Origin of the sequence: Crossiella sp. S99.2 (genome assembly GCF_023094165.1) — a bacterium.
Taxonomy (GTDB): domain Bacteria; phylum Actinomycetota; class Actinomycetes; order Mycobacteriales; family Pseudonocardiaceae; genus Crossiella.
In genome coordinates this window covers 37,058-48,764 of record NZ_JALMDK010000011.1, presented here as the reverse complement: position 1 = coordinate 48,764, position 11,707 = coordinate 37,058, and the positions used below count along the sequence as shown (strand labels likewise).

At 72.1% G+C, this 11,707-nt stretch carries 11 protein-coding genes; 7 read left to right on the top strand and 4 right to left on the bottom strand.

What is annotated here, in order from left to right; all coding sequences use genetic code 11:
- The first annotated feature begins 58 nt into the window (after positions 1-58).
- Entirely contained in the window at positions 59-1,333 is a 1,275-nt protein-coding gene (locus tag MZC64_RS34285) for a hypothetical protein (RefSeq protein WP_247763725.1), read from the top strand.
- 174 nt (positions 1,334-1,507) lie between these two features.
- On the opposite strand, the gene MZC64_RS34280 is transcribed toward MZC64_RS34285, so the two are convergent.
- The 3 genes from MZC64_RS34280 to MZC64_RS34270 are packed head-to-tail and all read right to left on the bottom strand — an operon-like array spanning position 1,508 to position 4,234.
- Entirely contained in the window at positions 1,508-2,470 is a 963-nt protein-coding gene (locus tag MZC64_RS34280) for an SRPBCC family protein (RefSeq protein ID WP_247763724.1), read from the bottom strand.
- 33 nt (positions 2,471-2,503) lie between these two features.
- The gene (locus MZC64_RS34275; protein ID WP_247763722.1) at positions 2,504-3,760 is read right to left on the bottom strand and encodes an RNA polymerase sigma factor; all 1,257 of its coding nucleotides are present in this window, start codon (positions 3,758-3,760) and stop codon (positions 2,504-2,506) included.
- A 51-nt stretch (positions 3,761-3,811) separates the two neighbouring features.
- Entirely contained in the window at positions 3,812-4,234 is a 423-nt protein-coding gene (locus tag MZC64_RS34270; RefSeq protein WP_247763720.1) for a YciI family protein, read from the bottom strand.
- A gap of 115 nt (positions 4,235-4,349) precedes the next feature.
- Here MZC64_RS34270 and MZC64_RS34265 point away from each other — a divergent pair, with 115 nt between their 5' ends.
- The 4 genes from MZC64_RS34265 (at position 4,350) to MZC64_RS34250 (ending at position 8,275) form a co-directional block, all read left to right on the top strand.
- On the top strand, positions 4,350-5,153 hold the full coding sequence (locus tag MZC64_RS34265) for a class I SAM-dependent methyltransferase (protein ID WP_247763718.1): 804 nt from the start codon (positions 4,350-4,352) through the stop codon (positions 5,151-5,153).
- A gap of 102 nt (positions 5,154-5,255) precedes the next feature.
- Positions 5,256-6,227 (top strand): YafY family protein, encoded by a 972-nt coding sequence (locus MZC64_RS34260; protein WP_185006557.1) that lies wholly within the window; start codon positions 5,256-5,258, stop codon positions 6,225-6,227.
- Positions 6,224-7,201, top strand: coding sequence for a YafY family protein (locus MZC64_RS34255; RefSeq protein ID WP_247763716.1), 978 nt, complete (start codon positions 6,224-6,226; stop codon positions 7,199-7,201). Before MZC64_RS34260 ends, MZC64_RS34255 begins: the two co-directional genes overlap by 4 nt.
- Before the next feature lie 171 nt (positions 7,202-7,372).
- On the top strand, positions 7,373-8,275 hold the full coding sequence (locus MZC64_RS34250) for an alpha/beta fold hydrolase (RefSeq protein WP_247763715.1): 903 nt from the start codon (positions 7,373-7,375) through the stop codon (positions 8,273-8,275).
- A 1-nt stretch (position 8,276) separates the two neighbouring features.
- Here MZC64_RS34250 and MZC64_RS48250 read toward each other — a convergent pair whose 3' ends face one another.
- On the bottom strand, positions 8,277-10,973 hold the full coding sequence (locus MZC64_RS48250) for a tetratricopeptide repeat protein (RefSeq protein ID WP_308301102.1): 2,697 nt from the start codon (positions 10,971-10,973) through the stop codon (positions 8,277-8,279).
- A 135-nt stretch (positions 10,974-11,108) separates the two neighbouring features.
- Here MZC64_RS48250 and MZC64_RS34230 point away from each other — a divergent pair, with 135 nt between their 5' ends.
- Together MZC64_RS34230 and tatA are read left to right on the top strand one after the other, a co-directional pair.
- Positions 11,109-11,345: a bacteriophage holin gene (locus tag MZC64_RS34230; RefSeq protein ID WP_247763714.1), complete on the top strand. Its 237-nt coding sequence runs from the start codon at positions 11,109-11,111 to the stop codon at positions 11,343-11,345.
- 22 nt (positions 11,346-11,367) lie between these two features.
- Positions 11,368-11,706 (top strand): Sec-independent protein translocase subunit TatA, encoded by a 339-nt coding sequence (gene tatA / locus MZC64_RS34225; RefSeq protein WP_247763713.1) that lies wholly within the window; start codon positions 11,368-11,370, stop codon positions 11,704-11,706.
- The last annotated feature ends 1 nt before the right edge of the window (position 11,707 follow it).

Sequence of the window (11,707 nt, the reverse complement as noted above, 5' to 3'; positions counted from 1 at the left end):
CCATCCTCGCCCTGAAGGACGGGCTTGCGCGGAGCGAAGGTAGGGCAGGATGCCGGGTGTGATCGGCGCCTTCTTGTGGGCTCAGCCCTATGCCCTGCCGGTGTTCGGCGGCCTGGCCGTGGTGTTCGCGGTGCTGGGCTGGTTGCTGGGCCGGGCCGGGCGGGCGCGGTGGTGGGCGGTGTTGCTGCTCGGGGTCTCGGGCGCGCTGGTGGTGGCGACCACGCTGACGCCGGTGCGGGCGGGGACGGGCTCCTTCGGCACGTGCCGGGTCGCGGTGCCGTCGGTGGACGCGTCGCTGTCCACCGCGGGCGTGCTCGGCCTGGCGTTGTTCGTGCCGATCGGGCTGGCCACGGTGCTGGTGTTCCGGCGGTTCTGGGTCACCCTGGCGCTGGGTGCGATCGGGGTGGCCGCGCTGGGACTGACCCATGCGCTGGTACCCGCGCTGGGCCGGGCCTGTGACTCGGATCTGCTGCTGGCCAACCTCCTCGGGGTGCTGGTCGGTGCGGTGCTGGGCGGGGTCGCCACCGGTTTCCGGCGAGACACCGGGGTGCGGTTCCGGCGGACCCCGTGGGTGGTGGCCGGGGCCGGGCTGGTCGCGGTGGCCACCCTCGTCGTGGTGCTGGTGCGCCCCGCCGTGGACGAACCCCTGCCGGAACAGGCCAATGCCAGCCGGGAGCAGGCGGACCTGCTGCGCGAGACCGCGCGGAAGTTCCTCGGCCCGGACGGCGGCCACCAGCTCCGCGAGATCCGCCGCGCCGACGGCCAGACCCTGCTGATCGCCGCCCTGACCACCGGCGCCGCCAACCGCGGCATCGTGCACCTGGACTGGCCCTCCGGCGAGGTCACCGCGGCCGAGTTCACCCCGCCACTGACCCCGGCCACGGCGCCGGTGGACGCGACCGCGGCCAAGGACATCGCGATCCGGCGGGCGCAGAGCTACTTCCCGTGGGTCCTCGGCGCGGAACTCCGGGTCGCACCGGTCGCCGGCGGCGACTTCTCGGCCAGCTGGCGCCAGCGCAAGGACGGGGTGTTGTTGCCGCTGCGGGCAGACCTCCTTCTTGATCGGAACGGCGGACTGGTGCAGTTCAGCACCGCCCGGACACCGACCCCGGACCTGTGCCCGGTGACGGTCGACCAGCCCCGCGCCGAAGCGGCCGCCACCGCCGCCCGGCCCGGACGGCAGGTCGCCAGGGGCGAACTGGTGGCCCGCCGGGTCGGTGCGCGGTGGACGCCGCTGTGGGCGCTGGGCCTGGTCCCGGCCGGGGGCGGGCCGGAGCAGGTGTTCGTGGACGCGTGCGGTGGACGGGTGGTGCCGGAGTCGGAGGTGCGGTGACCCGGCGGTGCGGTGGGTCGGGGATGGGGAACCGCCGGCCGCCAGCCGGGCGATCCGGAGCGCGGCTTTCCGGGCACTGGTACCGGGTGCCGGGTGGCTGAGCGCCGGGTGGTGGGTCAGGGCGACGCCCGGCTGGGGCGGGCTGGCGGCGTCAGGGTCGGGGATTTGGCTGGGTCAGGACTCCAGGGTTGTGGCGTAGCGCCGGCGTAGCTCCTCGGTGCGCTCGGTGGGCCAGGGGCAGCGGATGTCGCCGAACAGGGCGGCGAAGAACAGTTCCAGGTGGGTTTGCCAGGCGGCCAGGGTGACCGCGCGCAGGTCGGCCAACCCGGCCGGGATGGTCTGGGTGACGGTGAGCAGGGAGCCGAAGGCCTGGGGCGTCAGCTGCCAGCGGACCACGCCGGCCGGCGCGTCCTCGTGCAGCCAGGTGTAGGCCAGGGTGTCCGGGGCGGCCAGCTCGGTGACCAGGCCGGCGGGCTGGTAGCCGTGGGTGGCACGCAACGGGGGAGTGGCGCCCAGGACGGCTGGGTCGTCCTCGGTTAGTTGCGCCCACACCTTCTCTTTCGAGTGAATCAGGTCGCGCTGGACCCGGATCTCGAAGCCGTCAGCCATTGCCGCGCACTCGCCAGTGGCGATCCCAAACTCCTCGACGTAGTGCTCGGCTCGGTGGAACCAGTCCTTCCTGGTGGACTCGACCGCGTGGCCTGCTAAAACCCCCTCCATGACGTCCAGCTGGCCGTCCCAGCCCGCCGCGTGGCGGGCGGTGGCGAGCAGGTCTCCCGGACCGCCGAGGGCATGGGTGAACACCAGCAGGCAGCCCTCGTCCGCGGGCACCAGCTCGAACCGCAAAACCGCCGTGTCCTGCGAGTTTGCGTCTTTCCAGGTGAAGGCGAACACTCGGGGTGGGTCGAACTCCAGGATCTCGCCACTGCCCGGTGGCGCCTCAGCGCCCGGGTAGATGAACGTTATGGGCGCGCCGATGCGCTGCTCCGCGTGGACCTCGACCGGGAACCAGTGCTTCAGGTGAGCCGGATCGGTCACCGTCGCCCAGACCTTCTCCGGCGCATGCCGCAGCCGGCGCTCGAACCGCAGGACGGGACGCGCCGGGTTCGGATTCAACGAGCCACTTGTAATTGCCATGGCAGTAATATAGCCTGATGTTCATGAAGGATGTCAAATCGAGGGCAGGGCATTCGCCCGGTCGAGTAGCAGGGCTCGTTCCCTGGTGTTCTCCGTCAGCTCCGCCGCGCGCAGGAACTCCGTCCGCGCTTCGTCGTGGCGGCCCAGCTTGGCCAGGAGATCGGCTTTTACGCTCGGCAGCCGGTGGTAGTTCCGCAGTGCGGGCACCTCGCTGAGCTGGTCCACCAGCTCCAGGCCGGTCGCCGGTCCGAAGGCCATGCCCAGCGCCACCGCGCGGTTCAGCTCCACCACCGGCGACGGGGTGAGCAGGGCCAGCGCCTGGTACTGCGCGGCGATGCGGATCCAGTCGGTCTCCTCGGCGGTGCGCGCTCGCGCGTGACACGCGGCGATCGCGGCCTGCACGGTGTAGGGGCCGCGCGGATGGCCGAGCTGTTCCGCGCGTTCCAGCGCCGCCAGGCCGCGGCCGATCAGCAGCCGGTCCCAGCGGGCCCGGTCCTGCTCCAGCAGCAGCACCGGCGACCCGTCCGGACCGACCCTGGCCCGGTTGCGGGAGGCCTGGATCTCCATCAGCGCCACCAGTCCGTGCACCTCGGCCTCGGCGGGCGCCAGCCCGGCCAGCACCCGGCCCAGCCGCAGCGCCTCCGCACACAGCTCAGGGCGCAGCCAGTCCTCGCCCGCGGTCGCCGAATAGCCCTCGTTGAACACCAGGTAGATGACCTCCAGCACCGAGGACAGCCGGGCCGCGCGCTCGGCGCCCCGCGGTGTCTCGAAGGGCACCTTCGCCGTGCTGAGGGTCTTCTTCGCCCGCGAGATCCGCTGCGCCACGGTCGGCTCGGCCACCAGGAACGCCCGCGCGATCTCCTTGGTGCTCAGGCCGCCGAGCAGGCGCAGGGTCAGCGCGACCCGGCCTTCGGTGGACAGCACCGGGTGGCAGGCGGTGAAGAGCAGGCGCAGCAGGTCGTCCTGGATGTCCTCCGCCAGCGCGGCGGCGAGGTCGGGCTCCTGCCCGGTCTCCAGCGCGCGGCCGACCTCGGCGAGCTTGCGCCGGTAGTTCTCGTTGCGGCGGATCAGGTCGATCGCCCGGTTGCGCCCGGCGGCCATCAGCCAGGCGCCCGGGTTACGCGGCACGCCCTCGGCAGGCCACTGCTCCAGCGCGGCGACCAGCGCGTCCTGGGCGAGTTCCTCGGCCAGTCCGACATCCCGGACCAGCCGCGCGAGCCCGGCCACCACTCGCGCGGACTCGATCCGCCACACCGCCTCGACGGCCCGATGGGCCTGGGTTGCCGTCATGGCGGGTCATCAGAGCAGGCCCGCCATGACGAGGCAACCAGAGCGGCGGGATCAGCTGCCCTGCTGCTCCTCCACCTGCGCGCGCAGCCGCGCCTCCTGCTCCCGCAGTTCGGGGGTGAAGGCGTCGCCGAAGTCCTCCTCGGTGAACACCTGGCGGATCTCCAGCTGGCCGCTCTCCATCGGGGCCCGCTTGACCCATTCGATGATCTCTTCCCGGGAGCCGACCTCCAGCAGCCAGAACCCGGCGAGCAGCTCCTTGGTCTCGGCGAACGGGCCGTCGATCACGGTGCGCTGCTCGCCGTCGAAGGCGACCCGGACGCCGTTCGAACTCGGGTGCAGGCCCTCGCCCGCGAGCAGCACGCCCGCCTTGACCAGTTCCTCGTTGTAGCGGCCCATCGCGGCCAGGTCCGCCTCGGCGGGCATCACGCCGGCCTCGGTGTCCTCGCTGGCCTTGACCAGAACCATGAAACGCATTGCCGTCTCCTTCGTCGTGGTTGCCGAGATCGTGGCGACCTCGTTCTACCCGGGCGTCGATCGGCGATGGCGGACTTCGACACGATGGCCGGACTTTTTTTGGCAAGATCGGTTCATGACCGATGTGGGTGCGGTGTTCGACGCGGGCCGGGCGGAGTTCGTGGACTGGTCGCCGCTGCTGTGGGGCCCGATGGGCTCGGCGACAGCGGAGGCGGGCGGGCTCGAACCCGGCGACCGGGTGCTGGACGTGTGCTGCGGGGCTGGCGCCTCCGCGCTGCCCGCCGCCGAACTGGTCGGCGAGCAGGGCCTGGTGCACGGGCTGGACCTGTCGGCCGAACTGCTCGGCTACGCCACCAAGATCGCCGCCCGGCGCGGGCTCCGCCAGGCCGAGTTCTTCGAGGCCGACGTGACCGTGTGGGAAGCCCCCGACGGTGAGCCCTACGACCTGCTGCAATGCGCCTACGGCGTGTTCTTCCTGCCCGAGATGGACACCGCGGTCGGGCGGCTGGCCACGCTGGTCCGGCCCGGCGGCAAGGTCGTGATCACCACCTGGGCGGACGCGGCCACCGAGGGCTTCGGCTCCGAGCTGGTCGACGCGGTCCGGGTGTACAAGCCCGAGCTGCCGATCAACTCACCGGTCAACCTGGCCGCCCAGCGCATCAACACCGAGGACAAGCTCACCGGCTGGCTGGCCGGACTGGGCCTGACCGGGGTCGAGGTGCGGCGGGTGGAGCTGAGCATCCCGATCGACGCGGCGCTCGCCTGGAGCTTCGTGCTCGGCACCGGCATGCGGGCCCGGTTGGCCGGCCTGACCGAGCGGCAGGTGGAGGGGGTCCGCGCGGACTTCACCCACCGGCTGGCCGCGGCGGGCATCGACCACCTGGACGCGGCCTCGCTGATCGGCGTCGGCACCCGCTGACCTGGTCACCACCCGGTCCTTGCGCACGCACCTACCACACCCGAGGGAGGAACAAGGCCCATTCGCCGCGGCGCACTGGCGCGGACCCGTAAGCTGCTTCGGGTGTCCGTTGCCCGCGCCGAACGCCTGGTGAACCTGGTCCTCTGCCTGCTGTCGACCCGGCAGTACCTGACCGCCGACCGGATCCGGTCGATCGTGCCCGGGTACACCGACGCGGCCAACCAGGAAGCTTTCTTCCGCATGTTCGAGCGGGACAAAGCGGAACTGCGCGACCTGGGCGTGCCGCTGGAGACCGGGCGGCACTCGGCCTTCGACCCGGAGGGCTACCGGATCGCGCGGCGCGACTACGAGCTGGGCGAGATCGACCTGGAGCCGGACGAGGCCGCCGCGGTGGCCCTGGCCGTGCGGCTGTGGGAGTCGCCGGAGCTGACCGGGGCCGCGCACGGCGCTCTGGTCAAGCTGCGGGCCGCCGGGGTGGACGTGGACCAGGCGGCGCCCTCGATCGTGGAGCCCAAGGTGCGGGCCAACGAGCCCGCGTTCGGGCCGCTGCTGGCCGCGGTGCACGCCGGGCGGGTGGTCGGCTTCGACTACCGCAAGCAGAGCGCGCCCGAACCGGAACGGCGCACCGTCGAGCCGTGGGGCGTGGTGTCCTGGCGCGGGCGCTGGTACCTGGTCGGACAGGACCGGGACCGGGCGGCGCCGCGGTGCTTCCGGCTGTCCAGGGTGGTCGGCATCCCCAAGGCCACCGGCCGCGACGGCGCGGTGCGCCGGCCCGAGGGCGTGGACCTGCTGCACTACGTCGCCGGTGACCAGGACACCGCGCCGCAGTCGGCGCCGGCCCGGGTCTGGGTGGCGCTGGACCGGGCGCACGGGTTGCGGCGGCGGGCCAAGGCGGTGGAGACGATGGACCTGGACGGCGAGACCGGCGAGGTGATGGAGATCGATCTGGTGTACCCGAACTCGGCGGCGAGCTGGATCGCCGGGTACGGGCCGGATGTCGTGGTGCTGGAACCGGAGTCACTGCGCGCGCACGTGCACCAGCTCCTCGCCGGCGCGGCGGGGGAGGCCCGATGACCGCCTCCTCCTCCACCGAGCGGCTGCCCAGGCTGCTGTCCCTGGTGCCCTACTTCCTGGCCCGGCCGGGCGTGCTGATCTCCGAGGCGGCGGCCGATTTCGGCGTCACCGCCCAGCAGCTGCGCAAGGACCTGGAGCTGCTGTGGATGTGCGGGCTGCCCGGGTACGGGCCAGGTGACCTGATCGACCTGTCCTTCGACGGGGACACCGTCACGGTCACCTACGACGCGGGCATGAACCGGCCGCTGCGGCTGACCGCCGAGGAGGCCACCGCCCTGCTGGTGGCGTTGCGCGCGCTGGCCGACACCCCGGGTGTGGCCGACACGGACGCGGTGCGCCGGACCCTGGCCAAGATCGAGTCCGCGGTGGGCCAGGCCCAGCCCGCGGGTGTGGTGGTCGGCCTGGCCGGCCGGGAGAGCCGGGCCACCGCCGAGGTGCGCGAGCCGTTGCAGCAGGCGTTGCAGGAGCGGCGGGCGGTGCGGCTGCGCTACTACACGATCTCCCGCGACGAGATCAGCGACCGGGTGGTCGACCCGATGCGCCTGCTGCTGGTCGACGGCCGCAGCTACCTGGAGGCGTGGTGCCGCCGCGCCGAGGGCGTCCGGCTGTTCCGGCTGGACCGCGTCGACGAGGTGACCCTGCTGGACGAGCCGGCCACCCCGCCGCCGCACGCCGAACCCACCGACGTCTCCGAGGGGCTGTACCGGCCGGAGCCGGACCACCACGTGGCCATGCTGGTGCTGGAGACGGACGCGCGCTGGGTGGCCGAGTACTACCCGGTGGACGAGGTCACCGAGCTGGGCGACGGGCGGGCCAGGGTGCTGATGCGCTACACCGACGAGTCCTGGATGGTCCGGCTGATGCTGGGGCTGGGGCGGGATGTGCACGTGGAGCGGCCGGAGCGGCTGGCCGGGCAGATCCGGGACCGGGCGGCGGCGGCCCTGCGCCGGGCGAGCCTGGCGCCGGCGGACTGACCGGGCCGGTGCGCGCGACCGCCGGGCGGGCTTGACTCGTCGGCCGAGTGGCCGGGCGAAGAGTCATCGGGCGGGTTGGGCGCGGGGACCGCTGGCTGCGCTTGCTCCGGACAACCGGAATCCGGCATACTCCCGCACCGGTACTCAAGTTTGAGCAATCTTGGGGGCGGCATGGATGTCAGGATTCCGGTGGGGCTTGACCTGCACGTGGTGGGGGAGTTGCGGACGCCGGTCGCGGCTACCGACACCGTCCACCTCGCGGTGCCCGGCGGCTTCTACGGGCGCGGCTACTGGCTGGTGCGAGCCGATGGGCCCTCCTACGCCGACACCATGGTCGGCGCGGGGCACGCCGTGCTCACGGTGGACCGGCTGGGAGCCGGGGACAGCAGCCGGCCGCCCAGCGCGGAGTTGCGGGGCAGTGCGCACATCGACTCGATGCACCACGTGGTGCAGGCGTTGCGGGCCGGGGAGGTGGACGGGGTGCCGTACCGGCGGGTGATCTTCGTGGCGCACTCGTTCAGCATCGCGCTGGCGCTGGCGCTCGCGTTGCGGTTTCCCGGTGACCTTGACGGGGTCATTCTCACCGGGGGCAGTAATCAGCCCAATCAGAAGGCGTACAGCGGGATTGCGGCGCATTTCCATCCGGCGGCGCAGGATTCGCGGTTCGCGGATCGGGGGCTTGATCCGGGGTACCTGACCAGCATCGTGGGGACCAGGGCCGGGATGTTCCTGTATCCGGGGACGGTGGACGACCGCCTGGTGGAGTTGGATGAGGAGTTGACCGAGCCGGATGTGATTCCGGATTACGATGTTTTTCCCGGGCCTGAGGAGTATCCGAACCTCCGGGTGCCGGTGCTGGTGGTGCTGGGGGACCGGGATGTGTTGTTCACCGGGGAAGGCGCCACCGACTGCTCCAGTTCGGCGAGTTTGCTTGCCGCGGAACGGGTTTTCTACGGGGACGGGGTGGAGCTGACGGCGTTCGCGGTGCCGGAGACGGGGCATTCGCTCAACCTGCACCGGACCGCCGTCCAGTGGTACGAGGCGGCGCGGGACTGGGCGTTGCGGATCGGTTGAGTCAGGCATCCGGGGCCCCGGGCGGGTCGAGGGGCACCTGGGCGTGGTCCGGGCGGCCGAGTTCGCGGAACAGGGCTGTGGCGGTGTCGCGGGCTTGCTCAGCTTCCTCGGGGAGGTCCAGTGCGCGCAGGGTGAAGGCCAGCCTGCCCAGGGCCCATGCTTCGGCGAAGCGGTCGTTCTCGTTGCGGCACAACGCGATCTCCTGCTCGAAGTGCGCGCGGGCCTCGGTGAACCTGGTCAGCTGGTGCAGGGCGATGCCGGCCAGCCGGAGTGCGCGGCAGTGGTCGTGGGGTGTGCCGTGGCGCCGGAACAGGTCCAGGGCGGTGGTGGCGGCGGTGAGGCTTTCCGCTGGACGGTCGAGGTGGTCCAGTTCGTGGGCTTGTTTTGTCAGCAGGAGGGCCTGGTAGTACTGGTCGCCGCGGGTCTGGTGGAGGTCGGCGGAGGTGGTGTACGCGGCCAGGGCGTCCTCGTGGCGGTCCAGCTCGGTCAGCGAATTGCCGATGGCTTGCCAGGCTCCGGCCTGACGCAGGGTGTCGCCGGCCAGGTGTGCCTGGTCGGCCACCTCGCGCAGTGCTGGGACAGCCTCCTCCCAGCGGCCGCCCTGGTGCAGCGCGACGCCGTGGGCCAGGCGGGCAATGCGTTCCCGTTCGCGGTCGCCGGAGTTCGTCCAGTGCGCGACACACTGTTCGTGGATGGCGATGGCCTGCTCGGGCTCGCCCGCCTCGGCGAGGGCGTAGGCCAGGTTGCCTTGGCTCAGGAAGTGCTCGTCCCGGGTGTGCTGATCCGCCAGCTGCCTGGCTGACCGTTGGTAGATCTCGAGCGCTTTGGCGCGCTGGCCGCTCATGAGCAGGCACTCGCCCATGGTGTCGGTCACCTGGTTCTCGGCCAGCCGGTTGCCCGCGGCCCGGCAGAGTTCCAGCGCGTGTTCGTAGGTGGCGATCGCCTGGTCGCACTGGCGCAGCTGGTGCTGGACGGTGCCCAGATGGCACCAGGCCAGCCCCTCATGTGTCTTGTCACCCAGTTCCCTGAACAACTCGATCGCGGAGGTGTGCAGGTGGATGGCCTGATCGAACTGCCGGTTGTGCGCTGACAACACGCCGAGTTCGTCCAGCGCGTGCGCCTGTCCGCCGCGCAGGCCCAGTTCGCCGAAGGCGCTGAAACTGCAGATCTGGGAAATGGCGGCCGCGGTGACCTCGCCGGTGCGGCGCAGCGCGTCACCGGCGTAGGAGTGCAGGGCGGCTTGGATCTCCAGGTCGCCGATCTCCTTCGCGGAGATCAGGCCGGCCTGGGTCGCGCGGTAGCAGGCCCACGGATAGCTGCTTTTCAGCAGGCAGTAGGACACTTCGGCGGCGAGGAACATCGCCCTGGGGTGACGGCCGGACTGCGCCGCGAGTTCGGTGCAGGCCACCAGGTTGTCGCGTTCGGCTTCGATCCAGTCGGCGGCTTCGGGGCGGCCGGGGAACACGGTCTGGTCCATGCGGGTGGTGGACAGCAGGCCGGTGGCGGCGGATGCCTTGGTGTGCAGGTGTTCCAGGAGGCGGTCGACGGCTGTTTCGCGGTGGTCGGAGTCGGCGCGGGCATGGCCGTGTTCGGTGGCGTAGTCGCGGACCAGGTCGTGCATGCGCCAGCGGCCGTAGGCGCTGCCCGGTTCCAGGAGGTGGGCGCGGGCCAGGGCTTCCAGACAGTGGCGGGTGTGGCGGGGGTTGGTGTCCAGGAGGGGTTGGGCGAGGTCGGTGCTGAGGTCGGGGCCGGGGTGGGCGGTCAGCAGGCGGAAGACGCGTTGCTGGTCGGTGGCGAGGTGGCGGTAGGACAGGTCGAAGGCGCGGCGGACGCCCTGGCCCTCGCGGGTCAGTTCCTCGATGGGGCCCTCGGCGAGGTCCTCGGCCAGGGTGCGGGCTGGGCGGGCGCGGTTGTCGGCCAGCAGGGCGCCGGCGATCTGGATGGCCAGGGGCAGGCCGCCGCACAGGGTGGCGATGCGGGTGGCGGCGGCGGGGTCGGCCTGGGCGCGGTCGTCGGGCTGGTGGCGGGTGCGCAGGATGCGGTCGAGCAGTTCGGCGCCGGCCGGGGCGGGCAGCACGGCCAGTTCGTGCAGGCGGGCGTCCAGGTCGCTGAGGCGATGCCGGGAGGTGAGCAGGACCGGGGTGTGGCCGTCGGCGGGCAGCAGCGGGCGGACCTGCTCGGCGCTGCCCGCGTTGTCCAGCACGACCAGCACTGGGTGGCCGGCCCGGGCCTGGGTGGCCAGCAGGGTGGCGTACCGGCGGGTGCGGTCCGCGGGTTCGGGCGGGATCTGGTCGGCCGGCACGCCCAGCGCGTGGAGCAGGCTGTCCAGGGCGTCGGCGGCGGTCAGCGTGCGGTCGTGGTAGCCGTGCAGGTCGATGAACAGCACGCCACCGGAGCACCAGCCCCGCCGGTGGGCGTGCTCGGCGGCCTGCAGCGCCAGCTCGGTCTTGCCCACGCCCGGCAGGCCGGTGATCACGCAGGCCCGCGGACCCTGGCCCGGTTCCAGGGTCCGGCTGAGCGCGGCCAGGTCCTCGGCGCGGCCGGTGAAGGTGCCGATCCGGGCGGGCAGACCGTCCAGCGCGCGGGGCGCCGGCGGCGGGATCCGCACCGTGACATCCCTGGCCTGGATCAGGGAACCGAGCACCGCGCCGGACATCTGGTTGTGGCTCATCGTGACGCAGAGGGTACGTTTCGCCACCTTCCGTGGCTATTCTCGCTGGTGTTCAAGGATGAGTAAGACGATCGTTCTGAACCGTTCATCCCTCGGGAAACAGGTGATCGGTTCCGCTGGGCGGGTCTCGTCACGGTCGGTGCGGCCAGCTACGGTGTGCTGGTGCAGTACCTGTCCCTCGTGTTGCCAGTCCTCGCCGGACTGGTCGTCCTGGTGATCGTCTTGGTGAAGGTTCTCCGCGCGGTCAAACGTGCCGGGGCGGCCCAGGCCAGGTTCCAGGGCACGGTCAGGGACCGCACCGGACTGCTGCGTGCCCGTTCCGCCGCGTTGCGAGTGGCGATCTTGGAACGGCGCGCTTCGACCAAGGACGACATGCCTGCCCCGCGTACCATCGGGTAGCGGGGGAGACAGGAGGACCGCCGTGCCTATCGGAGTACCCGAGCTGCTGATCATCGCTGTGGTGGTCGTGTTGCTGTTCGGCGCGAAGAAGATGCCTGACATGGCCCGCGCGGTGGGCCGGTCGATGCGCATCTTCAAGGCCGAGACCAAGACCATGCGCCAGGAGGACGAGGCCGAGCAGCCCGCCGCCGCGCCGCAGGTCCCGGTCCAGCAGCCCGCCGCGCAGCAGCCCGCCGCCGCGCCCCAGCAGCCTTACGCCGCACCGCAGCCGCTGCCGCCGGCCCAGCCGGTCGTCCAGCCGCCCGCGCCCCAGGTCGCGCCGCCGCTGGAGCAGACCCAGGGCCGCGCTGACAACCGCTGAC